Annotated in this window: 23 protein-coding genes and 3 pseudogenes; 11 read left to right on the forward strand and 15 right to left on the reverse strand. The window is 55.9% G+C overall.

Going from position 1 to position 25,884, the window contains the following annotated elements; all coding sequences use genetic code 11:
• Positions 1–33: 33 nt before the first annotated feature.
• Positions 34–366, reverse strand: coding sequence for a hypothetical protein (locus WG78_RS14420; protein ID WP_152969212.1), 333 nt, complete (start codon positions 364–366; stop codon positions 34–36).
• 808 nt (positions 367–1,174) lie between these two features.
• Between WG78_RS14420 and WG78_RS14430 the strand changes: the two genes are divergently transcribed.
• Together WG78_RS14430 and WG78_RS14435 are read left to right on the forward strand one after the other, a co-directional pair.
• A complete protein-coding gene (locus tag WG78_RS14430) occupies positions 1,175–1,501 on the forward strand; it encodes a hypothetical protein (protein ID WP_152969214.1) in 327 nt (108 codons plus the stop codon).
• 140 nt (positions 1,502–1,641) lie between these two features.
• On the forward strand, positions 1,642–1,968 hold the full coding sequence (locus WG78_RS14435) for a hypothetical protein (protein WP_053938527.1): 327 nt from the start codon (positions 1,642–1,644) through the stop codon (positions 1,966–1,968).
• Between the two features lie 200 nt (positions 1,969–2,168).
• Here the strand turns inward: WG78_RS14435 and WG78_RS23270 are convergent, their stop codons facing one another.
• The 3 genes from WG78_RS23270 to WG78_RS22935 are packed head-to-tail and all read right to left on the reverse strand — an operon-like array spanning position 2,169 to position 3,176.
• Positions 2,169–2,528, reverse strand: a complete 360-nt coding sequence (locus tag WG78_RS23270; protein WP_269082671.1) for a uroporphyrinogen-III C-methyltransferase — start codon at positions 2,526–2,528, stop codon at positions 2,169–2,171.
• A gap of 41 nt (positions 2,529–2,569) precedes the next feature.
• Complete coding sequence (locus tag WG78_RS23275) at positions 2,570–2,911, reverse strand: uroporphyrinogen-III C-methyltransferase (RefSeq protein WP_269082672.1); 342 nt, start codon at positions 2,909–2,911, stop codon at positions 2,570–2,572.
• A 19-nt stretch (positions 2,912–2,930) separates the two neighbouring features.
• The gene (locus WG78_RS22935) at positions 2,931–3,176 is read right to left on the reverse strand and encodes a (2Fe-2S)-binding protein (protein WP_236692050.1); all 246 of its coding nucleotides are present in this window, start codon (positions 3,174–3,176) and stop codon (positions 2,931–2,933) included.
• A gap of 19 nt (positions 3,177–3,195) precedes the next feature.
• On the opposite strand from WG78_RS22935, the gene WG78_RS22940 reads away from it, so the two are divergent.
• The 6 genes and pseudogenes from WG78_RS22940 to WG78_RS14475 all read left to right on the forward strand — a co-directional run bounded on the left by WG78_RS22940 (position 3,196) and on the right by WG78_RS14475 (position 11,938).
• On the forward strand, positions 3,196–3,822 hold the full coding sequence (locus tag WG78_RS22940; RefSeq protein WP_201782447.1) for a chloride channel protein: 627 nt from the start codon (positions 3,196–3,198) through the stop codon (positions 3,820–3,822).
• A gap of 132 nt (positions 3,823–3,954) precedes the next feature.
• Positions 3,955–4,146 (forward strand): CBS domain-containing protein, encoded by a 192-nt coding sequence (locus tag WG78_RS23405; protein WP_373278987.1) that lies wholly within the window; start codon positions 3,955–3,957, stop codon positions 4,144–4,146.
• A 911-nt stretch (positions 4,147–5,057) separates the two neighbouring features.
• Positions 5,058–5,432, forward strand: a pseudogene (locus tag WG78_RS23410) (replication initiation protein); the annotation flags it as partial.
• 403 nt (positions 5,433–5,835) lie between these two features.
• Positions 5,836–6,069 carry a hypothetical protein gene (locus tag WG78_RS22505; protein ID WP_152969215.1) on the forward strand — a complete coding sequence of 78 codons (234 nt, stop codon included), beginning with the start codon at positions 5,836–5,838 and terminating at the stop codon, positions 6,067–6,069.
• A gap of 1,357 nt (positions 6,070–7,426) precedes the next feature.
• Positions 7,427–8,125: pseudogene (locus WG78_RS23415) on the forward strand (CHASE domain-containing protein); the annotation flags it as partial.
• Positions 8,126–8,392: 267 nt separating this feature from the next.
• Entirely contained in the window at positions 8,393–11,938 is a 3,546-nt protein-coding gene (locus WG78_RS14475) for a PAS domain-containing hybrid sensor histidine kinase/response regulator (RefSeq protein WP_373278988.1), read from the forward strand.
• Positions 11,939–12,012: 74 nt separating this feature from the next.
• Here the strand turns inward: WG78_RS14475 and WG78_RS14480 are convergent, their stop codons facing one another.
• Positions 12,013–13,326, reverse strand: coding sequence for a methyl-accepting chemotaxis protein (locus tag WG78_RS14480; protein WP_053938535.1), 1,314 nt, complete (start codon positions 13,324–13,326; stop codon positions 12,013–12,015).
• A 412-nt stretch (positions 13,327–13,738) separates the two neighbouring features.
• Here WG78_RS14480 and WG78_RS14485 point away from each other — a divergent pair, with 412 nt between their 5' ends.
• Positions 13,739–16,003 (forward strand): putative bifunctional diguanylate cyclase/phosphodiesterase, encoded by a 2,265-nt coding sequence (locus tag WG78_RS14485; RefSeq protein WP_053938536.1) that lies wholly within the window; start codon positions 13,739–13,741, stop codon positions 16,001–16,003.
• 561 nt (positions 16,004–16,564) lie between these two features.
• Here the strand turns inward: WG78_RS14485 and WG78_RS14490 are convergent.
• The 9 genes and pseudogenes from WG78_RS14490 to WG78_RS14525 form a co-directional block, all read right to left on the reverse strand.
• Positions 16,565–16,888 carry a hypothetical protein gene (locus WG78_RS14490; protein ID WP_053938537.1) on the reverse strand — a complete coding sequence of 108 codons (324 nt, stop codon included), beginning with the start codon at positions 16,886–16,888 and terminating at the stop codon, positions 16,565–16,567.
• A gap of 436 nt (positions 16,889–17,324) precedes the next feature.
• The gene (locus tag WG78_RS22195) at positions 17,325–17,978 is read right to left on the reverse strand and encodes a cysteine hydrolase family protein (protein ID WP_083459134.1); all 654 of its coding nucleotides are present in this window, start codon (positions 17,976–17,978) and stop codon (positions 17,325–17,327) included.
• Between the two features lie 60 nt (positions 17,979–18,038).
• Positions 18,039–18,341: an STAS domain-containing protein gene (locus WG78_RS14500; RefSeq protein WP_053938539.1), complete on the reverse strand. Its 303-nt coding sequence runs from the start codon at positions 18,339–18,341 to the stop codon at positions 18,039–18,041.
• 278 nt (positions 18,342–18,619) lie between these two features.
• Positions 18,620–18,796 (reverse strand): hypothetical protein, encoded by a 177-nt coding sequence (locus WG78_RS22735; RefSeq protein ID WP_161805128.1) that lies wholly within the window; start codon positions 18,794–18,796, stop codon positions 18,620–18,622.
• A 123-nt stretch (positions 18,797–18,919) separates the two neighbouring features.
• Complete coding sequence (locus WG78_RS14505; RefSeq protein ID WP_053938540.1) at positions 18,920–19,396, reverse strand: DUF421 domain-containing protein; 477 nt, start codon at positions 19,394–19,396, stop codon at positions 18,920–18,922.
• 29 nt (positions 19,397–19,425) lie between these two features.
• Positions 19,426–19,941 (reverse strand): DUF421 domain-containing protein, encoded by a 516-nt coding sequence (locus WG78_RS14510; RefSeq protein WP_053938541.1) that lies wholly within the window; start codon positions 19,939–19,941, stop codon positions 19,426–19,428.
• Positions 19,942–20,090: 149 nt separating this feature from the next.
• Complete coding sequence (locus tag WG78_RS14515; protein WP_053938542.1) at positions 20,091–20,576, reverse strand: YciE/YciF ferroxidase family protein; 486 nt, start codon at positions 20,574–20,576, stop codon at positions 20,091–20,093.
• A 47-nt stretch (positions 20,577–20,623) separates the two neighbouring features.
• Positions 20,624–21,109: pseudogene (locus tag WG78_RS14520) on the reverse strand (ferritin-like domain-containing protein); the annotation flags it as partial.
• A gap of 88 nt (positions 21,110–21,197) precedes the next feature.
• Entirely contained in the window at positions 21,198–22,085 is an 888-nt protein-coding gene (locus tag WG78_RS14525) for a manganese catalase family protein (protein WP_053938544.1), read from the reverse strand.
• Positions 22,086–23,208: 1,123 nt separating this feature from the next.
• Here WG78_RS14525 and WG78_RS14530 point away from each other — a divergent pair.
• Positions 23,209–23,739, forward strand: a complete 531-nt coding sequence (locus tag WG78_RS14530; protein WP_152969216.1) for a hypothetical protein — start codon at positions 23,209–23,211, stop codon at positions 23,737–23,739.
• A gap of 144 nt (positions 23,740–23,883) precedes the next feature.
• On the opposite strand, the gene WG78_RS14535 is transcribed toward WG78_RS14530, so the two are convergent.
• On the reverse strand, positions 23,884–24,795 hold the full coding sequence (locus tag WG78_RS14535) for a LysR family transcriptional regulator (RefSeq protein WP_053938546.1): 912 nt from the start codon (positions 24,793–24,795) through the stop codon (positions 23,884–23,886).
• Between the two features lie 30 nt (positions 24,796–24,825).
• On the opposite strand from WG78_RS14535, the gene WG78_RS14540 reads away from it, so the two are divergent.
• Positions 24,826–25,803 (forward strand): NmrA family NAD(P)-binding protein, encoded by a 978-nt coding sequence (locus tag WG78_RS14540; RefSeq protein WP_152969217.1) that lies wholly within the window; start codon positions 24,826–24,828, stop codon positions 25,801–25,803.
• Positions 25,804–25,884: the final 81 nt, after the last annotated feature.

Genomic DNA, 25,884 nt, shown 5'->3' on the forward strand with positions numbered 1-25,884 from the left:
CGATCCGGTACGGCTGTCGGCCACTCAGGGGGGCTAACAGATTTGCTGGGGAGCCGTACAATCACCATCGCGTAAGACGCGCGATTCAAAAAACTTCGGTTGTTGGCTGACTAATGCAGGTCCGTCTCGGAGCATGATGTGTCGCTCTTCGCAGAACAGTAAGCCCGCCTCGTCGGCTGCCGCCTGATATTCAGTTACCGCTGCTTGCATCTCTTCAATTGCGGACATGATTTCTTCGTCCACGCCAGACGAGGGACTTTGCTGCAGCAAAGTCCAGACTTTTGATGCCGCCTCTAAAAATTGTTCGGATGAGCGCACCAGATTTTGTGTAAGAAATGAAAACTCGTACGGAGCCGGTCGATCCATCCTGAGACCCCCTGTTACAGGAGAATAATTGTTTCAGATTTGCGGTTCGTTATCTGTAGGAAATATTCCATATTCCTTACCCTCTCGACGCCCACCGCGGCATGCTCGCAAGGTGGCTAAAAACCGATCCTGATTCGGCAGCACGCTTCGCACCTATGCAGCAAACCGCCGGCGTAGCCATGTGACGGGTGGATCGATCAGGGGGAGTTTTCCCCATAGTTCTGCCGCCGGATCCCAGTAATCCCGGTGGTCTGTGACTTCACCATGAGGGTTAAATACAAAGCGTGAGGCGCCATGCACTACATAGGGCGCGCCTTTTAACGCAAATTCAAAATCCCGCGTCACAAAGGCCCGTTCTGCATCGGCGAGCACATCCCGGATCACAAAGCGCGGATTCGTGGCGGTTTCCAAACATATGCACGAAGATCTTCTGGATGGCATCGAGCCGGACCACGTCATTAAACGGATCTTTGACGTGCGCGTTCGCGCTGTAATACAGCTTGCATTGCAGCAGCATTTGCTGATCCAGCCTGGCACACTAGGCCAGCAATCTTCGCAAAGCGGGGTTAGAAGCGGACGTGATGATTTATCCATGATCTGAGTGAGAGCGGCAAAGCGCCGCGGAAAACTGATTTCAAAGCGACCCTGCGCCAGACCCCGCAAAATCGAACTGGCCGCCTAGTCGGCGGGGACCATCGGAGGCATCCCCAACCGATTGCGCGCCGTGAACGGGGTTTTGACGAAGCCAGGATTGATTAACGTCACCGCGATGCCGTGTGGGCGCAGACCAACTAGCTGATGAGGCGTTATGCGAAAAGACGAAATGGGACAAGACGCGAAAGAGTTAAAGCAAAAGGTACAACGGCAATACGTAAACGGTGAACGACCGTTGACCAATGCCGAGCGCGTGCGGCGTTACAAGCAGGCCAAGGCGGTAAGGGCGGCCACAGATCCGGCGCACTCACCGCCCATGATTCAGATGAATATCTGGATACGGCCCGAAAGCCGCGAAAAGCTTCGTGCAGTCGCGCGACACCACAGCATGTCAATGGGCAAGCTGGTTGAGGCTCTGGCGGAAACACTATTTGAAGAGATGGTACTTGAGAGGATAACGACGGGCCCTTTGAGTGAATGATACAAAGAGACTGAGACCTCGTTCGTCCGCTTATAGTCAGCACGGCCCTGCTGACCAGCAGTTGGCCTGGCAGGTTAACCCGGATTAAGCTACAGCCCGTAGACGTCAATGCATCTGGACTTCCAAATACCGGAGGCAATATGTTCGACTTTGAGGCATGGGGCCAAATGCACCTTGCATCTATGTTTCGCGGTTTTGACGTCCGTGCGGTCTTGAATACCGGTCGACTTGAGTTCAGCATCGCTAACCTTCGCAAGGGGCGTCCTAATAAGCGATCCAGAAGCTATGTAATTTCGATTGGCTTCTGGGCCGCACGTGTTTTAGAGGCAGGCAACGATGAACTTCGAGCCGCCATGGGAACTCGATTGGCTTCACTGGTTAAACACGAAGTAGGTAGCGACATCATTACCCCGAAAGCCCAAGACAGGCCCATCTTGCTGGAATATGAGTTAGAAGACCTGCGTTAGCCGTGCCGTGCAGCTCAATCTTAGGGTCCAGAATTCGGTAATGTTGTGCAGCCCCTGGCGATGCAGATGCTACGTGGCACAGACGCATCCGCAAGTGCCTGTGCCACATCAAATGGACGGATCTCTGAGCTGGCAAAAGCGCACCACTTTGTTGACCGACGGTTGTAACCGCTGTTTCAAACCCCGCCACCTGCTTACGCCTATGCCCTGATGCGCGTCTCAATGGGCGGCACCTCTGCCTCTGCCACTGCATCACCGACCAGGATAATGCCGGGGCTGCCAAAGCCGGGAGCCCTACTGGTGCCAGCCAGCTTTGCCAGAGTAGAAACAAGACGTCGCTCCTGCGGGGTGCTGGCCCATTGCACAATGGCGGCAGGCGTGTGGGTGGGCAAGTGGCGCAACAGGGCGGCGGTGAGGCTGTCGATACGGCTCATGCCCATATAAATGACCAGCGTGGTGCCGGTGGCGGCCAAGGTGCCCCAGTCGGGCTCCGTGTGGTCTTGCGCGTGCGCGGTCACAAAGGTCACGCCTTGGCAATGTTGTCTATGCGTCAAAGACATACCCAGGCTTGCAGCTGCAGCGAGCCCGGACGATATGCCGTTCACCCTTCAACCTCCACCCCGGCCGCTTTAAGAAATGCCATCTCCTCCCCCGCGCGGCCAAACAGCAACACCTCGCCGCCTTTGGCACGCACCACGGTATGGCCCTGCAGCGCATAACGCTTCATCAAACGCTGGATAAAATCTTGCGGCGTCGATTTACAGCCGCCGCGCTTACCCACACGGATCACCCGTGCTTGCGGTGCAAGGCTAACGATGTCGGGATTAGCCAGGTCATCCAGCAACAAGATGTCCGCCATCGCCAACGCGGGGGCGGCCTTTAGCGTCAGCAAGTCCAGATCACCAGGCCCCGCGCCTAACAAGATCACTTTGCCCTGTTTCATCAGGTTTCCTTTGTTCTGGTCAGACCAGCGCCACGCTGGCGCACATCCGTTTGATTTCTGGTACGCAAGAGCCGCACACCGTGCCGCAGCCCAGCTTGGCTTTCAGCGTATCCAGCCCGTCGCCTTGGGTAACGCGCGCGCGGATGGCCGATTCTTTAACCTGTTTGCAGTTGCACACCACACGATCTGGTACCGTACCGGCCAGGCTGTTGAACACTTTGATGCGTGGGCCTTGCCACGGCTGGGCGTCCACCAGTTGTTGCACCAAGGCGGCCGCGCCCGAGGTGTCCCCGGCCCACACGCACCTCAAATTGCACTGGATGTGGTGGCCCGCGCTGGGCGGTTTGGTGGTGGGTGTTGGTGGGTACCTGCAACCGCGGGCGCTGGGCGTGGGCTATGACGTGATTGGCGATCTCCTGAGCCATCGCCTCGCCATTGGCGTGGTGCTGGCCTTGCTGGCAGCCAAAATGGTGATGTGGATTGCGGCCTTGGGGTCCGGCACATCAGGCGGGGTACTGGCACCGTTGCTGATGCTGGGTGCGGGCCTGGGCTTGGTGCTGTCGCCGTGGTTGCCCGGGGGTTCGCCCGCTTTATGGGCTTTGGTCTGCATGGCTGGCGTGCTGGCCAGCGTGCTTGGGGCACCGGTCACCGCCATTGTATTTGCGCTGGGTTTGACCCACGCCGCCGACGCACTTTTGCCCCTGTTGTTGACGGTTGCTTGCGCCTATGGGGTGTCGACCATCTGCCTGCGCCGGTCGATCATGACCGAGAAAATTGCCCGTCGCGGCCTGCATATCTATCGTGAATACAGTGTGGACCCGCTAGAAACACACCACGTGGCCGATCTGATGACCAAAGCAGTGATCAGCATCGACGCGGCAACGCCTTGCGCCATCGCGTACCGCCAGTAATGTGCTCAACGAGGCGGCCATCGAAGCTATCCGGTGTTGCGGGGCACTGAGTTGGTGGGCATGCTGGACCGGGACACCCTGCGCGGTCATGAGCAAAGTCACGAAGCATGTGGCAATATGTTTACGCCGGGAATGGTAGCGCACTGGCTGGGCGCAGAGGCTAAAGCCAGAACGGCCGCAGCCCAGATGATCGAACAGAAGGTGTCTGTCTTGCCAGTGCTAAACGCCGCTCACCAACTGATCGGGGTGATTACGCTGAGAGACGTGCTAGGCCCGCAACTAGCACAACACCGCGAAGAAACGGCCCTCGAAAGGCGAATGTGACCTTATTCTTCTGCGGCACGCCGTACTTCTTTTCAGACCCGCCGACCTTGGGCATGGGGCGTAAGGGTAGCAGCAGAGAGAGTCACTAAGTGAGCGCTCCATTTCAGGGAATATCGCAGCTGCGTCCGCCCTGTCTATGACACGCCTGTCAGCGCAATAGTTGCGCAGATGGAGCGTTATCCGCTTTCCTCATGCTTTTTAGGTTGGCAAGAGTCCTGTCTCGCCAATAAGCTCATGCGCTTCAGCGGGTTCGACAAAGTACGCGCGGCGTGATGTCGTTCGTGACAATGGGAGATTGCGGAATGACTGTGGAGAAAGCCATAGAGGTACTGGAATACAGAGGCTGCCGCATCGCTGTCAGCCTGCATGAGACGGATAAGGGTGGGTTTCGGACGGCGATTACAGTCAGCCGCAAACATCCGGGTGGATCCGGGGGAGCAACACGCGTAATCAGTTGTCCCGGCGAGCTGACCAAGGGCGGGGTTGCGCTTGCAAGAGCGCATGCGGTCGCCGTGGCATGGATCGATGAAAATTGGGCATGAGCGAAATACCTCAACCAGATTTCTGGCGATCTAGCGCGTTCAGGTCAGTGACCGCGCCGACTATCATAAATTATGAAAAAGCCTGCTATAAAGCCCGCCCCCGCGCTACCCCAAGATAACCGCAGCCACCATTTCGAATGTTTTCAATTCCGGGTGGGTGCTATGAAGAACATTCGCACAGGCGAAAGAGGAACGCATTGTTCAGCGAAACCAACTGATCATTACCCGCGTTACCCGTTACTACCGCGTTTTTGCCGCCACTTAGCGTGACATTACCTGAGCCGACCCCTGTTAACGAGAGCCCGTTAACAGAGTAGCTGACCGACGACTGGATTAACGGAGCGACGTAGCCCTACTGATACGGGCCTTCCTGCCCCCAACCTGATCGTCCGTAACCGCCAAAGCGGCCACAGCCATCTCTACTACGCGATTCCCCCTGTTTGTACGACTCCCGCTGCCCGCAGCAAGCCCATCGCGTACATGAATGCCATCTACGAGGCTTTCGCTGCCCGCCTCAAAGCAGACTCCGCCTTTCACAGTGGCCCCATGGTCAAAACGCTTGGCCATCCTTGGTGGCGAACTCACGAGCTACACGCCCATATTTACGAGCTTTGGGGGTTGGCGGACTACGTGGACTTGGATTGGTCCAGCTCGTGGGGGAAGAGGCCTCACGTCGAGAAGGTAAGCCACTCGCGGCATTGCATCCTCTTCGAGCAACTGCAGCACTACATTTGCTGCATTTGACGCACGCCGATATCGGCTCGCAGAACGCATAATTTGCACGCGCCTAGCTGGCTCGCGCCGGGTTTCCTTGGCGGTAGAAGATTAGTCGACCGACATGCGTGTCGCGTACACTATTTTCCGCGAACAGGTACCGTGCTGGTTAAAAGCTGAATCGGATGAAGAACGATACGAATTTCGAGCGCGAGCGCCAGCTGGGACAACCACTGGGCCTATGGGCGCGCGCTTTAAAGAGTGATTTGCTCATCCCCGAGAATTTTTTGAACGTGCGAAGCCATCCGGATAAGAAACTGCCCGAGCGGTCTGAACAGACGCTCCCAAAGGGGCATTGGCGACGGGCTGTCCATGCTTGCCGGGGCAGTGTCGAGATTTCAGTATGCAATGGTTGCCGTAGCTGGAATCGAATATGAAACCAATCATTACTTATGTCGTCCAATATCGTTCGGAGACCGAAGCAAAGGCAGCGGCTCAAAAACACATTGATAATGGAGAGGAGCCGCAAGTTATTGTCAGTTTTCCGGATCCTGACGCGAACAATGACCGCCCCGGACTAAGATTGGAGCAGGTGTGGGATTATCCAACCGCGACGTGGGTTTCTAAGGGACGGGAAAGAGCCACCTATGAAGCTCTCGGCGTATGAGCTCAGGCGCTGTTTATAAAGGTTGATTATCTCTGCTACAAGGAGGTTTGTTGGCTGCCTGCTGGCTAAAATAAAGTCAGTAGGGCGGTAGCCCCGCTTCTTCGAGAAAGCGCTTATAGTCATTTACCGAAGGTGGTTCCTTGTTCGCACTTGTGGCCTTCGCGCGAGCTAGCTCCCCCAAGAGACAAATCCGTATTGCCACTCCGTCAGCGACAGTCAACCCAGTCGCGGACCACAGAGACACGGTTTTCCATTGACTGTTCAAGTCGTCAAACTCTTCGAGGACTCCCGATGCTTTCCGGCAGTCTGCAAAACTGACCCGGTTCCGAGCAAACGAAACTAGTCCTGCTTGGTGCCAGCCCGTGAGTAAAGAGTCGTATTCTCCAAAAGTCGCGGTCTCTATATACCCCATTACGACAACGTCCCTTGCGAAAGCGATTGGGACAGGCTCCGCATATACGTCCTTACTGGCGAATAAGGACGCGAGGAGAAAGGTCGATGCTTCCAAGAGCCTGTGGTTCCCGAAGTTTACAAAAAACATTCGATTGCCTCTTCTATGGCAGCATCTGTATTTAGCGTTTGCATGATTTTATGTTTAAACGGATTTAAAACTAAAATTCTGGCAAATTTATCCAGGATCGCCGATGCCGATCATACCTCTGGCGATGTAGGGACGCGTTATGACACGGACTAACATGAAGGCTGCTGAGGAAGCACACCTAGAATACCTCGCCGCAGCTGAGGCCTATGGGCGGGCACTCAAAAATCCTGAAGTTTCGCCACAAGAGTGTGAACGGTTGTTGATTGTTCACGAGGCGGCACGAATGCGATGGGCACAGCTTTTGGCCGCTGACTCGCTCAATGGTGCAGGCCCAAATGGACCCACTTAAAGGATTTCATCGCGGCGCCCGTTCTTCTCGGTGCTTTTGGATTCATCCGCCGAGGCCAGAGAGAGTAGCCTGGCGAGATGCGCATAGGCCACCACAGCCGCCTTGAGGTCTAGCGCAGCGTTAGCCACCGAATGTCCTGTGCCGGCGGAACGCAGTGCCAAACAAAGACGAGCCGAGCAGCGTTCCCAGCTTGCCAACGCTTCACTCGTTAATGCCACGAGGGTTATTTGTTCAGCTCTATATCCCGGATCCATACTTCCTCTGAATCTCAGGTCCTAGTTTGATCGTCTTGGCGATTAAGCTCCAAAATGTTGCCGCAGTCAAGAATGCGTCCTATCGTCGCTAATGCGACGAGTCTCTATTGCCGGACTATGCTGAACCGATTGCATGGAGAATCCCTGACAATGCTGTCCAAGAGCCACATTATTCTTGCCGCTATCCTTTTTGCGACGCTGGCCATTGCGAGTATGGGGTTAAGCCGCTACATCTATTTGCAGAACCAGCAACGAATACGACAGGATCTGGAGGAGGTGGCCCTCGACACGTCAAATGCAATCCAAGAGCGGCTACTGAAGTATGAGGACGGTCTGCGAAGCGCACGGGGCGCAATACTTGCAATCGGAAGTGGAGAGATTAGTCGTTCCGCTTTCAGTCATTTCAGCCAATCTCTCGACATGACCCGCGCCTTTCCGGATTCGGAGGGGATTGGATACGCGGAACGTTTTTCAACATCAGGGTTTGCTTCACTTCAGGAGCGAATGCGACTCGACGGCATTACGCCTTTTACGATAAAGGAACTGGGTCCAAGCTCCCCCCCACATTATGTCGTTTTATTTGTGCAACCGGAAAGGGAGAACGCGGCTGCTATAGGCGTTGATCTCGCTTCGGAAGTGGAGCGCCGTATTGCTGCAGAGGTGGCAATGCGCACGGGCAATGCCACTATGACAGGCCCCCTTAGCCTGGTACAAAAGCAACGTGACAAGGGTCAATCATTCCTGCTTTTGCTCCCTGTCTATCGAACCGTCTCTGGCATCACCCCCTCCACATTGAAGGAGAGAGAAGAACAGCTGACCGGCTGGACTTTCGCGGCGTTGTCTAGGGGGCCATTGCTTTCAGGAGTGGGACATAACCTTGCAGATTTGCGGATGGTTATCCAGGACGCGACGGAGACCCCTAAATCTCTTCCGTTCTTTGATAACCGGGCGGCCGGTGAATTGTTGCCACTCCACTGCTGGGTGGAGAGGTCTTTCTATGGGCGCCACTGGCGAATCGGACTTTTTGCAACCCCCGAGTTTGCGGCGCGCCTTCATCTTCCAGATCCGGAGCTGGTCTTACTAGGCGGTCTTGGCCTGTCCGTTTTACTGTCAGCGTTAGTACTTAGTCTCTCAATAGGCCTAGCCCGCCGTCATCTCTTGGCGGTTGAGCGCGCGCGAATGTCGGCCATTATTGAAGATTCGGAAGACGGAATTATTGCCAAGACTCTTGGCGGTGTCGTTCTCAGCTGGAACCGTGGCGCTACCCAAATTTTTGGATACCTGGCAGAAGAAGCTATCGGAAAACCACTCACCGAACTAATTATTCCCCCGGACCTTTGGCACGAAGAGGCGGAAGTGCTGGCGCGAGTGACACGCGGGGAACATGTCCCCCACTTCGATACCCGTCGCTATCGCAAGGACGGCGAGATGATCGATGTTTCCGTGACGGTTTCCCCTATACGCAATGAAGGCGGGGCGATAGTCGGCGCATCTAAAACCGTACGCGATATTACGGCACAGAAGTCGGCCGAATCCCAGATTCGACGATTCAATACACGACTGGAAGCCGAGGTCGAGCAACGTACGGCAGAGTTGGAAAGCACGCAGCGAGCGTGGCGCACGGTACTTGATGCTGTTCCATCAATGATCGGGTACTGGGATGCACACCTGGTCAATCGCGTGGCCAATCGTGCATACCATGAATGGTATGGAATGCCCGACGGATATATGGAAGGGCGAGCCCTGCCTGATATCCTCGGTCCTGCGCGCTTCGAACAGTACCGGCCAAGGATTGAAGCGGCGCTCTGCGGCAACCTCCAGTCGTTCGAGCTGGACGTTTTTCATGATAGCAAGGGCGTTCGCCGGCTGCTGGTTCAGTATCTTCCGGACACCCTCGACGGCAGTACCGTTGGTTTCTACGTGTTGGCTACTGACGTTTCCGAACTGGCTGATAACCGGAACCGCCTCGCTGCAGCGCTTGCCGAACGGCAATTGCTGCTGGAAACGATTAATACTCACTTGTTGTACCTGGTCACTGATTCAAAGGGAAATATCACCGAGGTAAATGAAAAGTTTTGCGAAGCCACTGGCTACGCCAGCCAAGAGCTGTTGGGCGTTAACTTTCGTGCATTGCCGTGGAGCGATGAATCCCGCGGACGCTGGCGAACCATTATCGGTGAGCTCCTCGGGAGACGCGTGTGGCGGGGGGAAATTAGCGCTTTCAGCAGAAAGGGGGGAAAGATCTGGATTGAGACTGTTATCGCTGCAGATGCAGGACAGGGCGGTGGGGACCAGCAATATGTGGCTGTAGGCGTCGACGTGACTAAAGCGCACGAAGCCAGCCGCGAAGCATCGCGGCTTGGCGTTATGCTGCAGAATGTCCTGCGAGCTGCTTCAGGCATATCAATTATTGCGACCGACCGTGACGGCGTAATCCAGATGTTTAACGAAGGAGCTTGCCGGCTGTTGGGGTGCGCCGCCGAGGATGTTCTGGGTAGGCGTAGCATCGCGTCATTTCATGCTGCTGGCGAGCTGGAGCATCATGCTTTGGAAATTGAGGCCTCAGAAGGCATCTCTCTGACCGAATTTGAATGTCTCATACATGGCGTCGACACAAAAGGCAGCCAGACCCATGACTGGACCTACGTTGACGCAAGCGGAGGCCAAGTGCCAGTCTCCGTGACGATGAGTTCTATTGTCGACTCCGAGAGCGGCAGCATACAGGGCTACCTTGCAGTAGGCGTTGATATAAGAGCTCAGCGAGCGTTCGAGCGAAAACTGATACAGGCTCGAAATGCCGCAGAAGAAGCAAGCGTCGCAAAAAGCAGATTTATGGCAAACATGAGCCACGAAATACGCACGCCTCTGAACGCAGTCATTGGCTTGCTACAGCTATTAATGCAAGCCGTCGTCGACGAACGACAGCGCGACCACGTCGTAAAGGCACATGGCGCGGCGCTCTCCCTTCTGGAATTGCTAAACGATATTCTGGACTTTGCAAAGATTGAAGCAGGAAAGCTTGAACTCGACCTTGGAAGCTTCGAGGTCGAGCAATTATTCCGTGAGCTCGGTACCATCCTTTCCGGCAATCAGGGCAGCAAGCCGGTGGAAATCCTGTTTGAAATCGACGGCTCCGTTCCGCCGATCCTTATTGGCGACCGCGTGCGGCTTAAGCAGGTGTTGCTGAACATAGGCGGGAATGCGCTCAAGTTTACTGAGCGCGGTCATATCATAATTCGGTTACGCGCGATTGAAGTGACCGCGCTGACCGCGCATGTTTGTTTCAGTATTGAGGATACTGGTATAGGCATTGCCAGGGAAAATATTGAACGAATATTCGAGGGTTTCACACAGGCCGAAGCATCGACCTCAAGACGATTTGGCGGCACCGGGCTGGGATTAGCGATTTCGCGCCGGCTTGTTCGTTTGATGGGCGGAAATCTGCAGTTAAGCAGCGAACTCGGTAGGGGAAGCACGTTTTCCTTCAACGTTAGGTTTGGCATTTCGAAGCGCAATGCCCTACTCGGTAAGCCTTTTGTTCTTCAGTCCCTGAACATCCTGATCGTTGACGACCGCCATGAGTCTGGGGAGATACTTGAAGCAGCGCTGAATGGGACAGGATGGCATGTCGACTATGTCGATAGCCCTTTCACGGCAATGGATGCCCTGTACAGGGCGGAACAGCTCGGTAAGGCTTACGACGTTGTGGTTATGGATTGGCGCATGCCGGAACTGGATGGTCTTTCAACAGCTCGCTACATTCGCTCCCAATCCGCTCAAGCGCCTGCTGTCATTATTGTCAGTGCCTACGGTCGAGAAGAACTGGCGGCTGCTTTGGAAGAGCCCAATGCCCCCATGGTAGAAGTGCTGAGCAAGCCCGTTACACCAGGTCAGTTGATCGAGGCTATCCACAAAGCAGCCGGCGAAAACGTCCGCGGTGAGGCCGGGGCGGGGCCGGGCGTTGTTGACATCACACCGGAGCGCTTGGCAGGTGTCCACATTCTGGTCGTTGAAGATAATGAACTGAATCGCTTGGTGGCCAGTGAGTTGTTACGCCTCGAAGGCGCAATCGTCTACCTTGCGGAAGGAGGGCTTTCAGGCGTCGAACATGCGACTGCCAATCCAGCGTTATATGACGTCATTCTGATGGACGTTCAGATGCCGGATATTGACGGGCTCGAGGCCACGAGGCGCATTCGCGCAAACGAAGCGACGAAGGGAGTGCCGATCATGGCGATGACTGCCAACGTGTCGGAAGAGGATATCCGCAAATGTCTCGACGCTGGCATGGACGGCCATATCGGAAAGCCCATCGATATGGATGAACTCGTTGGCGCAGTGCGGCGGGTGACAAAGGTAGAGGTTGGCCAGAACATGGCAACCAGCGAAGAGGAGGCACCGATAGCCGAGCCTGTGGGGGTCCTTCTGAATCGTTTTGCGGGACGCAGTGAGGTTTTAAAGGCAGGAGCTCATGCGTTTGGTCCGGAGTGCTTTCGTTTGCTGGATAGCCTCGAACACGCGACCGAGCCGGACCATCAGGCAGCAACCTTTCACGCTCTTAAGGGTATGGCAGGGACAATGGGTGCTCTTAAATTGGCGGCTGTGGCGAAGCGGTTTGAGGGGCAAGTGCGCCGCACCGGTCTCGATGCAACCGACGTTGCAGGGTTGCGCGCACTCGCTGCTGAGACAGCAGACCATTTATTAAGATATGCCGCCGAGCTTTAAGTAATGGGCCTGCTCACTGTTGCGTCTTGCTCGCGGAACACTGCTCACCCTCGGAGCTACACAACATGACCGCGCTAGTTTATTTCCATGAGACTGGATAAACGACCTACCGCGGAAAGGACCGATTCCGCGCTATCGTGAATCTGGCTGATACTTGAGCCCAGCCCCTGAGTCATTCTTACGCCTTCTGCAGCCTGTTCGCGAACCCCGGCCATACCTGCAACGGCTACCGCAGTAGACGTTTGTATCTGATCTACCATCCCTGTAATTTCTTCAGTGGAAGCTGCCGTCCGTTCTGCCAGTTTCCTTACCTCGTCCGCAACGACTGCAAAGCCCCGTCCCGTTTCGCCTGCGCGTGCAGCTTCGATTGCGGCATTCAGCGCAAGCAAATTGGTTTGGTCCGCAATCGCCTTAATACTTTTGACAATACCGCCAATCCGGTCAGACTCCTGGCCAAGCATTGTTACTTCCGTCGCTGCCGCGCCGATCGCCACAGACATCTCTTCAATAAGACGAACTCCGCTCGTGACATTCTGCAAACCTTCTTCTGCCCACGCAACAGTTTGCTGGCTTGCCGTCATGGCAAGCAAAGTACCTTCCCGCTCCATCAGATTCGACTCGTACCTTTCGGTTATATCGGTCGCGAATTTGATCACGCTGGCCACCCGACCGCTTTGGTCGAAGATAGGATTGTAGCTGGCCTGCAACCACCTGATACTGCCGTCGGCAGCTACTCGCTTGATTTCCGATGCGAACGCCTTACCTGCACGCAAGTCGTCCCACAGCGTCCTGTATGCCGGACTTCGAACGAGCTCTGGCTCGCAAAAAATCTGATGATGTTTTCCCTTTAGTGCGCCTTCCTCGTACATCATGGTTGTAAGAAAATTGCGGTTGACATCTTTTATTTTGCCTTCTGGAGTAAATTCAATCACCGCCATCACCCGATTGATAGCCTCAATTAGCGATTGATTGCGAGCTGCTTCATTGATGCGCTGGGTGACATCCGTAGCGAGTTTGATAACGCCGGTGACTTTTTTGCCCGCATCAAGAATAGGGCTGTAAGAGGCTTCCAGCCAGACGATTCGTCCATCCAAGGATCGGCGCTCGACTACGCCTGAGAAAGGAGTGCCGCTCCGCAGCTTGGCCCAAAACTCACGATACTGCGCGCTGTTCACGAGTTCGACACTGCATAGCTGGGCATGCACGAGCTCGGGCGAACCCTGAATTCCCATTGAGCGAGCAAAGATATCGTTGTAGCCCAGAATACGGCCGTCGAGATCAAATTCGACTCGGGCAAGATTGGCGTCTACCGCTTCCAGTTTGGCAAGAGCGGTCCGAAGCTGATCTTTAACGGTGTCAAGCTCGTTCTTGAAAGTTTTGCAAAACATGGGAACTCCATAGGTGAGGCGTGAGCAGCGTAATGCCCGGTCTGGGATACATCTTTCACCGGATCGGTATGGTAGCTACTGGAGTTCAAAGAGGGATACCGGGGCAACTCCTGGTTAAGCTGCGATCACTACGAAAGCTAGCGCGGTGATGGAAACTCTTCTCAAGATGGCGCATTTCGATCGAAGGCCCGAATTTCAGACGGGGCATGCCGTAGACAAAAACGAGTCGCATTCGGGCATGACTTCGCTCTCCGTCTAGCCGGCTGCGGAATATCTGCCTTGCCTGCGTGCTGCGATGGCCATTTTATAGCTCAAAACGTCGAACCGAGTGTCCTGGCCTAGTAGCAGTCCGTACTGTGAACTTGTGTGCTTCGCGCGGATGATACTCAAGAATCATTAAGACCGGGCTCACATGCTGCACATCGATATGTTCGTTCCCCGCACCGTCGGTTCTAAGTTGTTTGCGCTAGTGGCCGTGTCTATAGGCTATTCCGTCTTTCTCGCGGCCCTCGCCTGTTGGATGGTATATCGCGACGCTCAGAACGCGTCACGCGTTCTTGCCACACAAGCTGTCGAAAGCGTAGGAATCCAGGTTGCATCGCAAATGGGTGAGCACGATGATCTTGAGCCGTTGCCACCCTTCGAACGCTACAACATCCAGCGAACTCTGGACTATATGCGTAAAGATCGAGGCCGCGATGTTTCTGTATTCAACACTCGTTTGATGATGATCGCAGACACAGATAAGGCGGACGTCGGCCATGCGCTCCCCGCGTATCAGGCACTTTTAGCCGCACAGATGCTCCGAAGCGGCCAAGCGCAATTTTTTGTTGAAGCCGCCGAGACAGGATATTCGCGTTTGCAATCCATGGTGCCTCTCAAGAATCGCGCCGGTGTCTGCGTCGGCGGAATCGTAATGGATTACACGCATATTGCTGACCAGTTGGGCAGTAAAGCTCGCCGGACCCTCTGGCTATTAGTCGGATTCGGTTTGATCGGTTTTCTGGCAATCGGGTTGCTCGCCATGTTGTCGATCCGGCCGATCCTTGCCGCTATAGCAACGCTTTATGGTGCTACGCGTGCGCTAGCTTCGGGAAAACCTGTCCGGCCCGTTAACCTTCGCTCCGACGACGAGCTTGGAGCACTCTCTGAAGCGTTTAACAGTATGGCAGCAAAGCTCGCTACCACTATCGAAGCGCTTGAGGGTGAAGTACTTGCGCGTAGTTACGCGCAAACTGCACTCGAAGCGGCTAACCTTCACCTCGAAGAGCGGGTAGCCGAGCGCACGGAGACGTTACAGACAGTTAACAGGCAGCTGGAAATCGAATTAGCTAACGGACAGGCGATGTCTCAGCAGCTTGAACAGCTTGCGCGCTTTGATTCGCTAACCGGCCTTCCTAACAGAGCTATGTTTCAGACCTGCTTGGAAGTCGCGACCAAACGTGCCTTGCGTAACAACTCCCAGACGGTGCTCATGTTCATAGATCTGGATCGCTTTAAGTCTATCAACGACTCGCTTGGTCACGGCGTGGGTGATCAGATTCTGAAACAGTCCGCTCAGCGCCTCAGCGGGACGCTGCGTGGATCCGACGTGGTTTCACGTATCGGCGGCGACGAATTCACAGTCATTCTTGAAGACGTCGTCGACGAGCAGGCGGCGAAGGATGTTGCCGCGAATATCGTAGAGGCATTTGCTGCGCCTTTCCAAGTCGAAGGCAAAGAGCTTTTCTTGTCGAGTAGTATAGGTGTCGCCTTTTATCCTAAAGACAGCGAGGATGCCGCATCCCTGATGAAGCATGCTGATCTCGCCATGTATGAAGCAAAATCCGCGGGCCGAGGCCGCTTTGCGCTGCACTCTCAGCATACGGCAAAGGCCGCACAAAGCCGGCTAGAGATTGAACGCGGCCTGCACCACGCAATTGATCGCCACGAATTCAGTGTGGTTTATCAGATGCGGATATCTGCTACTGATGGTCTGCCCACAGGCATGGAGGCATTGCTTCGATGGAACCATCCCGAGCTCGGCCTTGTTCCGCCCTCCGAGTTCATTCCAGCGGCAGAGCATACCGGCCAGATTGTCGAGATTGGTGAGTGGGTCCTTCGCCAAGCCTGCATGCAGCACGGCAGCTGGCGAGCAGAGGGCATGGATCCTGGGATCATGGCGGTCAACATCTCAGGTGTCCAATTTCGCCAAGCAGATCTGGTCCAGCGAATCCAGGCTATTCTGGTTGAAACGGGAATGAAGGCTTCGGAGCTAGAACTGGAACTTACTGAAAGTATGTTAGCCAGCAATCCAGATACGGCCGTTACCGTAATGAAGGATCTCCGCCAACTTGGTATCGGACTGGCGATTGATGACTTTGGTACCGGTTATTCAAGCTTGAGCTATCTCAAAAGCTTTCCAGCTTCCCGCATCAAAATAGACAAAAGCTTCGTGCGCGACATTGATATCAATCGCGAAGATGCCGCGATAGCTTCCGCAATCGTCGCGCTGGCGCAAAGTCTGAATATTGAGGTAACCGCAGAAGGTGTGGAGACGAGTGGACAACTGGCCCATCTTTCGGAGCTGGAGTGCACGGATTACCAAGGCTATTTCTTCGCTAAGCCACTTGCACCCTCCGAAGTGCGCAAGTCACTGCGATTGACCGCTCGTGCTCAAGGACGTCACGCTGCCTGAATGGCGGCCAGCATGCTGGCCGACTTGTCTGGCTTTGCCGATGAGTTTCGGCACCGATAGGGGTAGGCTCTCTGGCGGAACTCGCCATGGATTTCTTGAGTAAACGGTCCTGATATCGCGATAAGCGCAGCACGGTTATTGCTATACGTGGAAATAGACTTAGGTTTCTCAGCACACATGCGATGTCTTCAAATCTGCACGTCAGGTGATCTTGGAATGCAAAAGCCGAGGTGTCGGGATTGTGTGGGCGTCCAACCGCTATTACGGCGAATCTCAATGCCCCGTATTTGGGCCGTCTATTAAAGGCGCAGTGATCGGAACGACTTGCATCTTTTCTCCTCCAATTACTGCTTGGCAGACGCTAGCGCTCCAACGGTTGCAGCTGCTGATAAGCAAAGCGGCGCATTAGTCTCGGGGCAAGATCCGGCCATTATCACTTGAAATAAAGCCGCCAGCGGAGCTCATTCTTTTGGGGGCGTAAACGGCTAAACTCCGTATGATGATTTTACTATATGAAGCATTCCTGCTTTTGCAGGTCTGTTACAAACGCAATCTAACGTCTCATTTGCCATCTTCGGCTTCGATCTCTGCGCTGGCCAGCTCTTTATAAAGTGAGTCCGCCAAAGCGTCTATTAATTTGCCCACGGATATGCCGCGCTGCCGGGCAATAGCGCGGAGCTTTTGGCGACTTGCGGGGCGTACCCAAACATTCATCTGGATCATTGCCGGTGTGTATGAGGGATCGCTGGCGGCCCGGGCCGCCTTCGCCCGCTTATAGCGCCGTACTCGTTCGGCATTGGTGGTAGGGCGTTCCAGATCCGTATGTTGCGCGTCTGTTATCGTCAAACGCTGTGGTTCGATTGTGAGCGATTTATCTTTTGCCATTCGATTCATCCGAGCAATGCCGTCTGGTCGGCGCGTACATGAGCGGATTGCTATGAAAAAGGGTTCCCGCGATGACAGTGAAGCTTTGGCGAATTCCTCGTCGAGCGTTCACAACGCTGTGCGCTCACCCACGATCATCCTGGGCCAGACGACGGGCGGCAAAGATCTCCGCTTTGTTTGTCACCGTCTTGCTACTAGACCCGAAGCTGCAGAATATTCTGGGCGCGGTCGCTGATACAGACTGTGCCTAAGAAGTGTATTCGGCGGCACTGGCAGCGCGATACGCACGGGTTGCTCCAATTTCGATCGACCCGTGTCTAACCGTGTGTGCAGGAGCGGATTTCTTCCTCCGATTGATTGGTATCACTTCGGAACAAGGCGCTCCTTAGCTGCAGGGTCCCACCAACTTGGTGGCGGTGACCCGCTAAGATTAAAATTAACGCCAAGCTTGGAAAATGTCGTCGATCCCTGCCACTTCCAGCTGCAGGCTGAAGCGCGAACGATACAGACGCAGTTGCTTGTCGTGCGTTTCATCGGCTGAGCTGCATACCGCATCAGCGGCAACGATAGTTCGCCAGCCGTGGTCGATACACGCAAACACCGCTGAGGCAACACACACATCGGTTTCGGTGCCGCTCAGGATGACAGTATCGATATGACGCTCCTGCAATAGCGCAGCTAGCCCGGTACCATAAAATGGGCAGTAGGCTGGTTTGTCGACCACGCTACCGGTGGATGCTAAAGCCCGCAATGGATCTATCAGCTCAATGTAGTGCGGCGGCGCTTCCGCCTGCGTCAGCGCATGCCACTGATCGAAATACTTTTTCCAGCGGCCGGAGCGCTCCGTCGAGCGGTGGGGCGGTATGAATCGGGTGAATACATTGCAGCTGGGGTGGTGCTGTGCGAGTCGCAACACATTAGGTAATACGCGTTCTATCCAGGGGGCGTGCCATGGCGAACCCGGAAGGTACATGTTCTGCATGTCTATGCATAAATGCGCGGTGTGAGGACCGATACGATCCAATGGCGGGTGGGCCATGAGCGATGCTCCTCTTTCTGCCGATGCTTGCTCTCGCAACACATGCTTCATATTCCCCGACGCATAAGAATCGGGCAGGCAATTAAATCCGACATTCTTCAATGTATGCGGCTAATTTATATGGAACAGCTTTTTGAGGTTGGCGATCTCGAAGACCTTGCTGATGGCGGGGTTCGCGGCCTGTAACGTAATAGGAACACCCGCAGCGCGATCGCGTAATGACAACAGCATTCCTAAACCTGCCGAGTCGACGTAGTCAGCTTCGCTAAAGTCAACAACGATCCGGGAGGGGCTATGGTCCGCCAGAAAGGACGAGGTCTGGGTCCTGAACTCGCGATAAGCATCTTGGGTAAACGGCCCTTTGATCATGAAGACGGTGGCACCGTTGGCCGCATTTCTCGCGATGACATTCATAAGTACCTCCTTCGTAGAAGCGGGCTGACGTTGGAGTCTGAATCCTATAAACGTCTACGCCTTCCGTGGGGATTCTCCCCATCTTGGCGCGGTTGTCGAAGCTCGCCGGGAGCTCAAAGTTCAAGGTTAGGGAGGCGCGTCGCGCATGAATTAGACCTGATGCAAGTATGGGCCGCGACTCGCACAGCCGTAAGGAGCGCTTGCCAGAGCTAGATCGACTACCCGCGGAGGATCGCCCTTATCCAACAGCAATAGGTAGAGCGCAGGGATTTTCGTGCTTACTCAGAATCCAGCATGTAATAGTCCGGAATCAGGTCGCGGAATAGGACGGCGAGCCTTGAAAGCGCCTCGCGGTCCTTGGAATCAAATACCTCGTTTGGCAAGGCAATCGACGAGGCTTCGTCAAGTGCGCGCACCAACAGGCGGATGTGTTCTGGGCTTAGTTGAATGGGCATAGACGTTTCCTTTGGGACCGATAATAGTCTGAGCCGGAATTACGCTGCGCTGTATCGTTCCGTAGCGCTTGTTGCGGTCGGTCTTGAGCGTCCACTCGGGCGGAAAGTGCCTACGTCCTGGCGTTACTCGCTCCGGACGACGCTAACGGAACCGTCCGCCTCCAGCATGGCCAGTTTGACCTCCTCCAGATGCTCGACGCCCTGTTCCCTGAGCTTGGCCATCAATTCACCACGAGTCAGCCATTCGGCCCGTAACGCGCGGACGTTAATCCTTCCATGGCGCACAAGGACACGCGCGGGCGCTTCAAGAAAGCGTCGGCTTGGGGGCCAGTAAAAGGCGACCGCATCCGTAGCCATGTTCCAGAAAACAAGAGTCCCAACCAGCACCAACCCATCGCTAAGTGATTCCGCCTTACCTGCCATCGGGTTCTGTATGGCTTCGGAAATGATGACCACGAACAGGATGTCGGTGACGCTTAACGAGCCGGGGTCGCGCCGGAGGGCGAAGCGGAAGATAAAAAACATGGCCCAGAAAATGGCCGTGGCGCGAATGATGCTTCCCAGCACTGGCTGGTTCAGAGCAAACAGGTCATCAAGCATCAGGGCCCCCCAGGCTGCGCTTCGAAAACTCATTCCCGGGCATCGCGCGTGGAACTCTGGCGGATGCTGATCTTTCCGCTACGTTCGAGCCAGGCCTCTTTCAGAGGTCCCCCAAGGGGATCACCTTGCTGGCGCATTGCCTCAGCCAGATCTTCCTGAGACAGCAAGCCGCGGCGCATCTCTTGCTTGTCCAGCTCACCGTCATTGACCAACCGCCGCGTGTCGCCGTCCATTACGCCGCCCACCCATGGATAGCGCACTGACAACCAGGCCATCGCGCGATGCGTCAGCGCCAGCGCAGCACATGCGCAGATGGTGGGGACCACCGGCGTAGCCGCCACGACGGCACGGCTCAGAATGGCCCCCAGCAGAATGGAAAGACCGGCATCAAATGCCGAGCGCTGGCCAAACGAGCGGCGGCCGGCGATACGGATCAGCACAAGCGTAATGAAAAAGAATCCGACCGCACGGGCAGCCATCTGGCCAGCGTTGATTTCATGGCCGCTACCAAATACGAAATCGATCAGTTCACTGATTTGCGGCACGCAGACCTGCCTCCCTTCCCTACATCGCGAAACGTGCTTAGCGACGCGTCACGTTGTTTGATACCAAGCCTCGGACTCGTTCGCCTGTCTTATGGGTCCAGACAATCAGGGGGCTGCTTTGCAGACCCCCTGCCCCCCAACCTGTGGACTTACGCTTGGCCAGCGCTATGTTCTTCAGCGAGGAGCGTCAGCTTCTGATCTGTCGACTTCTCTTCTTCCAGTGTTTCCACCAGAAGCTGGGCCGCTTCAGTCATGCCGAGCTTCGTGGCCATTGCGGCAAGCGTTCCATAGCTCGCAATTTCGTAATGCTCCACCTTTTGCGCTGCGCCAATTAGGGCGGCGTCGAGCACGGGGCCTTTCTCGATTTCCTCAATGACTTCGTTTCCTTCCTCGACCAGGCCTTCCATGGCCACACATTTCATGCGTTTGAGCTTCAGACCGGTGATCTCGACAATCTGGTCGATGCGCTCAATCTGCCCTTGCGTCTCTTCAAGGTGGGTCGTGAATGCCGCGGCCAGTGCGGTGTTGGTCGACGCACGCGCCAGTTTGGGCAGTGCTTTGGTAAGCTGCTTCTCGGCGCTGTAAATGTCCGACAGGGCGTGGACGAAAAGGTCTTCCATTGTCTTGCGTGCCATAACAATTCTCCTGATGGCATACAGCACGTACGCCAGTAATGGGTTGATCAGCGTTTGGCGGTCAGGCCCGGCGTTTCGGCGCGTACCAGAAATTCATAGGTCGTCGCTGGCAGGTGTTCCAGTATCCATTGCGCCATTGCGATTTCCTGCGGCAGGATTTCCTCGCAAGCCTTCTGGGTTTCAACGTCGCCAGTGGCCCGCGCGGCTTCGATCAGCACTGTATAGGTGGCGATTTCAATGTTCTCAAATACGTAGCCACTGATAGAGCCCTTCACCACTTCATCGCTCATCGTCATGCCGCCCACGGCCTGACCGAAAGCCATCAGCTTCCCGCCGAAATCCTTCATGACGGAGGGGGAGCCCCCCAGACGTTCAATGCATCGCTCCAGCAATTGTTGTTGTCCCAGCGTTTCCTGAAGATGCTGTTCTATCCTCGCTTTGAGATCTGGATAATGTTCCAGACGCGATGCTTGGGCCTTCAACATGGCTTCCGCCTGCTGTTCCATGGCATGGGCGTCGCGCAGCCAGTCGAGGAGATTCTCTTTGCGCTAGGTCGTCATAAGTCGTGCCTCCGGATTGAATGAGAGGGGCTACCAGTGCTGAGCCTCTCTGTCGGTTCATTTACAGGTCGGGCTCATCGGTGGAGACCCCTTGGCCCAATTCGGCGCCAGTTACGGGGTCGACCGAAGGATCAGACTGAGTACGACGCGCCAACGTCTTCAGGTTGGCGATCTGCTCTGCGCCCAATTGCACTGCCGCATTGCCATCCCCGCCGTCAACCGCAGGTTGAGGGTCAAGCACGAGTTCGAGGCCCTTGCCCTGATTCCAAGGCCCCAGCTCGGGCTCGGCACCTTGAGACATCTTGAAATACAGATCTTGATAAGGCGGAACCACCGGAGCTTTGCCCGGCGGGAAATTGGGCTGAATCGAATACAGTGCTTTTTCAAACGACTTCTGGTGGGCCACTTCGCGGGTCATGAGAAAGCCAAGGGCGTCACGGATGCCGGGGTCCTCAGTCACGTTGATCAGGCGTTCGTACACAATTTTGGCCCGGGCTTCTGCCGCGATATTGGAACGAAGATCTGCGGTAGGCTCGCCGATTGAGTCGACATAGGCAGCGGTCCATGGCACGCCCGCGGAGTTGACCAAGGCGGGTCCGCCTCCGTACAGCACCTGTGTGACGTGGCTGTCATTGCCGGCACCATTGATCGCGCGATACAGATCCGCCTGGGTTTGAGTCGCCTCTGCAAGGTCGCCTTTTGCTCCCTTGTTCAACATCGCGATAATGGAACCGATGATTTCAAGGTGGCTCAGCTCCTCGGTCGCAATATCCAGAAGCATGTCTTTGCGGCCTGGATCATCCTCGCTAACCGCTTGGGTGAAATAGCGCATGGCCGCAGCCAACTCACCCTGTGGCCCGCCAAATTGCTCTAGCAGGAGGTTTGCAAGACCAGGGTTGGGCGCGGCGACACGGACAGTGTATTGCAGGCGTTTATTGTGGATGAACATGGCAGCTCCTTGTGGATGGAGTGTGACAGGGATGATTTGTTACCGTGCCTCATACTTCTTGAGTGCTGCCAAAATGAATGCCGGTGCGTAGGTTCCCTTTATGCCGGAGCAGCCGCAATATCTTGTCAGCATGCATCTCGATTTTGGGGGCCTCTGGCTGTCAGATTAGTCGAAATTGTCGCAACCTCGTTCTGAGGGAAAATGCCTACAGGGCTCGCTCCTTGTGCTGGTAAGGGCTACCGTTCGGCGAAGCGCGGCGCGGGCACGTAGCGAGCTTCTTGGTGATCGATTAACCCAAGTCCGTCGAGCTCATGCACCGTGCTGCGCTAGCAGCGGATCCCTAGGCACACCTCCGTAAGTGAGAGCTAGACGATTGAGTTGCATCCGGCCCTAGACTTCGTGTGGTCCTGCCACGCAATCGTATCTGGCAGCGCGATCTTGAAAGCGGCCTTTATATTGGCGGTGGATGCGACCAGCGCCGTTGGCTACCCGCAGGGGCGAATGCACAGCAAGGAGGTCGTGTTTACTGATCAACCGCGACCTGAACGGCTCTGACCGCTTTGCTGCTGAGCCTGACAAGGAATTAGTGGGAACGGCTGCACCGCTGCGAATTCGTCGACCCGGCACGGAGTATCGAGATGGTTGACGCGCCGGGAACCGGACACCCGCCTCGCCCGAGCCATTGGCGTACCGGATACATGGCGCCACCACTACTTTTTCGCTTCTTCTCCGCTGCAACGATGAGCGCTTGGCCGGGCATCTGCGTAAGCCGAGTCGACCAAAAGTTGAGAAGTGCTATTGACCCTGATTTCAATCATAGGCTTACAATTTCCTCGATTTCACTCTTTGGGTGCAATGGATTTCAATCTTTTCAACCAACATCAGCCCAGTGCGTTTTATTTTAATGGCTACACGATTTCATCCTTTGAGTTAGCGCACACTTGATGTTCGTCAAACTAAGGGTTGAATTCCCACGACCAGAGATCGAAATCGGAGCGCCAACGGTTGACATCAAGAAGAATGCAGCGCTTTTAAAACCCACATAAAGGCACCACGCCCCGCGCTGCACGTCGCGTGCCGGCCAGGCTAAGATGACCGCAGTCATCGGTGCTGCGGGCGTCCAGTGCCATCGCATATCGATGGCAACGCCGATCACGAGCCGGAAGCGGCAGAAACGTCCTGCGCGAGCGTCAAAACAAAGTTGTGCTTACTGATGGAGTTTCATTTGGATACCAGAAAAGCGGGCAGACTCTTGATCGCCCTCGCCGTTTTAATTTCTTTGTGTGGCGTGGTCATCCATATCGGTGCAATTTTCGCGGGATTGTCGTGGCTCCGGTTTTTCAATGCGCCGCAAAGCGTGCTGTCATCTTACGAAGCGGGGACCTGGCTGGCGCCAGCAAGCTGCCTCGTGATTGCCGGATTGATGGGTACCTGTGCGTACTACGCTGCGTCAGCGCTTGGCGTGGTTCGGCGCCCGCCATTACAACGCACCGGTTTGCTGTTGATGTCGGCCATATGCGGTGTACGTGCCGCGCTCCTGCCCGTTCTGGCCATCCGACATCCCGAATTGAGAAATACCTTCGAGATCCTGGCTGCGTTGATCTGGGGCAGCGCGGGGGTGGGCTTTATGGTGAGCTTTTTCCTGACCTCCTGACCTCCTGACCTCCTGACCGCGCCGCGGTCATGCCGACTTGTCGTAGGCGCATCGCCTTATCGGTTTTGGTAACCCGCGCACGGGCGCTATAGAAAAGACGCCTTGCTGAACGCCGCCAGCGCACCAGCGTAAAACACCCCGCCGTCACCCATCTGTACCTGGCGCGGCCAGGTCGTCGTGCTGTAAATGCGCGACCAGCGCGGCGATGAACACTCTCACCTTGGCGGACAAGCTGCGATGGCTGGGGTAAAGCGCATGCGCATCAACGCTCGGGCCCGCGTAGTCAGGTAGCACGCGCACCAGGCGGCCAGCAGCGAGCGCATCGCTCGCATGGAAGTCTGGCAAAACGCCCACGCCGGCACCCGCGATCAGCATGGTTTTAACGACGTCGGGCTCGGGGATGACGGTGGTGGGCGGTAGCTCGATTTCTTCGGTCACGCCCGTGGCGGCACGAAACTGCCAGGTTTCGCGTCGATCGGTATGGGCGATCAGCTTGTGCTGAAGCAAGTCCGCCGGGCTATTAATCGGCGGGTGCTGCGCCAGATAAGCCGGACTGGCGCACGGCCATAATCTGAGCGTGGTAAGGCGGCGCGCAATCAGGCCGGAATCACGCAGCGGCCCGATGCGGATGGCGATATCCACCTTTTCAATCAGCAGGTCCACCATGGTGTTATCGACCGACAGCACCACGCGCACGTCGGGATATTGAGCCAGAAAGCCCGGCAGCATGGCAGCAAGCGGGCCTGCCGCGAACGTAAACGGCGCGTTGATGCGCAAGTCGCCACTGGGTTTGCCCACCAGGCCATTAATCGCATTTTCGGCTTCACCAACATCATCCAGAATCCGGCGGGCGTGCCGCTGTAACAGCAAGCCCGCGTCGGTTAGCCGCAAGTGGCGCGTGGAACGCTCGACCAACACCGCGCCGACGGATTCTTCCAACCGCATCAGCGCGCGGCTTACCGAGGATTTGGGCAGCTGCAACGCGCGCGCGGCTGCCGAGATACTGCCTAGGTCGGCAATGCGCGAAAACGCGGTCAGATTAAAGAAATCAAGCATGAGTTTATCGTTCCAGATCGGGAACGCCGTGTGCAATATCTGCTAGCTAATCATATTTTCTGGAACGCGTATATTGGGGGCCTTAACGCAATGGAGCCCCACCTCATGACACAAACAGTTCTTCTTGCAGGCGCCACCGGCATGCTCGGCGGCCGCATCGCACATCACCTGCTTGCGCAGCCAGACGCCAAGGTTCGCCTGTTAGTGCGCGGCGGCGGCAGCAGTAAAAAGCAGGCCGCATTGGCACCGCTACTGAACGCTGGCGCAGAGTTGATCGAAGGCGATCTAGGCGACACCGTGGCGCTGGACCGCGCGACGCAGGGTATTGATATGATTGTTTCTGCCGTACAAGGCGGCCCGGACGTCATTATTGATGGCCAGCTCGCGCTGGCAGAAGCGGGCAAACGCAATGGCGTGCGCCGCATTCTTCCTTCCGATTTCGGGCTGGACCTGTTCAAAGCCACGCAAGGTGAACACGCCGCATTTAACTGGCGCGCCCGCGCTGACGACGTGATTGCTCAGCTGGGCATGGAACATATTCATATTCTTCAGGGCGGCTTTATGGATTTGTTCGGGCCGGGCTCGCCCTTGCTGGATTACGACAAGGGCGTGGTGCAGTTCTGGGGCGACGGCACTCAGCCTGTCGAAATCACTAGCGTGGAAGACACCGCGCGCATGACCGCCCGCGTCGCCCTGGACCGCACCGTACCTTCAGGGAAGTTTGCTTTCGCAGGCGATTACGTTTCTTTCCTGGAGGCGGCAGAGCTCGCCGCGGCCAAAACAGGCCGCAGCTTTGAGCGACGCTGGCTGGGCTCAGAAGCAGACTTGCGCGCCGCTATGGCCAAGGCGGCAAATACAGACCCGATGCAAGCCATCATGCTGGCTTATCAGCTGTATATGTTGAACGGCCAGACCGCGCTGACCCACCTGCAAAACAACCGCTACCCGGATATTCAGCTTACAAAATTCCCTGACTTCCTTGCCCGCAGGCTAGCGGCCCAAGGCTAGACCCAGCAAACCCGTCAGAACGCCACAGGCTTGAGCTCGTGGCGTTTTGTCGTGTGTGGCGTCGGCCGGGATGCGCATGCG

It is taken from the genome of Amantichitinum ursilacus (genome assembly GCF_001294205.1).
GTDB lineage: Bacteria > Pseudomonadota > Gammaproteobacteria > Burkholderiales > Chitinibacteraceae > Amantichitinum > Amantichitinum ursilacus.

Excerpts from the sequence above, each read along its gene's own strand:
- WG78_RS14535 (WP_053938546.1), bottom strand. The coding sequence starts at position 24,795 with ATGCTTGATTTCTTTAATCTGACCGCGTTTTCGCGCATTGCCGACCTA.
- WG78_RS23405 (WP_373278987.1), top strand. The coding sequence starts at position 3,955 with ATGGTAGCGCACTGGCTGGGCGCAGAGGCTAAAGCCAGAACGGCCGCA.
- WG78_RS14500 (WP_053938539.1), bottom strand. The coding sequence starts at position 18,341 with ATGAATGTCATCGCGAGAAATGCGGCCAACGGTGCCACCGTCTTCATG.
- WG78_RS14435 (WP_053938527.1), top strand. The coding sequence starts at position 1,642 with ATGTTCGACTTTGAGGCATGGGGCCAAATGCACCTTGCATCTATGTTT.
- WG78_RS22735 (WP_161805128.1), bottom strand. The coding sequence starts at position 18,796 with ATGCCCATTCAACTAAGCCCAGAACACATCCGCCTGTTGGTGCGCGCA.
- WG78_RS14430 (WP_152969214.1), top strand. The coding sequence starts at position 1,175 with ATGCGAAAAGACGAAATGGGACAAGACGCGAAAGAGTTAAAGCAAAAG.
- WG78_RS14420 (WP_152969212.1), bottom strand. The coding sequence starts at position 366 with ATGGATCGACCGGCTCCGTACGAGTTTTCATTTCTTACACAAAATCTG.
- WG78_RS14480 (WP_053938535.1), bottom strand. The coding sequence starts at position 13,326 with ATGTTTTGCAAAACTTTCAAGAACGAGCTTGACACCGTTAAAGATCAG.
- WG78_RS14475 (WP_373278988.1), top strand. The coding sequence starts at position 8,393 with ATGTCGGCCATTATTGAAGATTCGGAAGACGGAATTATTGCCAAGACT.
- WG78_RS14505 (WP_053938540.1), bottom strand. The coding sequence starts at position 19,396 with ATGCTTGATGACCTGTTTGCTCTGAACCAGCCAGTGCTGGGAAGCATC.
- WG78_RS23270 (WP_269082671.1), bottom strand. The coding sequence starts at position 2,528 with ATGTCTTTGACGCATAGACAACATTGCCAAGGCGTGACCTTTGTGACC.
- WG78_RS14515 (WP_053938542.1), bottom strand. The coding sequence starts at position 20,576 with ATGGCACGCAAGACAATGGAAGACCTTTTCGTCCACGCCCTGTCGGAC.
- WG78_RS22195 (WP_083459134.1), bottom strand. The coding sequence starts at position 17,978 with ATGAAGCATGTGTTGCGAGAGCAAGCATCGGCAGAAAGAGGAGCATCG.
- WG78_RS14490 (WP_053938537.1), bottom strand. The coding sequence starts at position 16,888 with ATGGCAAAAGATAAATCGCTCACAATCGAACCACAGCGTTTGACGATA.
- WG78_RS23275 (WP_269082672.1), bottom strand. The coding sequence starts at position 2,911 with ATGAAACAGGGCAAAGTGATCTTGTTAGGCGCGGGGCCTGGTGATCTG.
- WG78_RS22505 (WP_152969215.1), top strand. The coding sequence starts at position 5,836 with ATGAAACCAATCATTACTTATGTCGTCCAATATCGTTCGGAGACCGAA.
- WG78_RS14485 (WP_053938536.1), top strand. The coding sequence starts at position 13,739 with ATGCTGCACATCGATATGTTCGTTCCCCGCACCGTCGGTTCTAAGTTG.
- WG78_RS14525 (WP_053938544.1), bottom strand. The coding sequence starts at position 22,085 with ATGTTCATCCACAATAAACGCCTGCAATACACTGTCCGTGTCGCCGCG.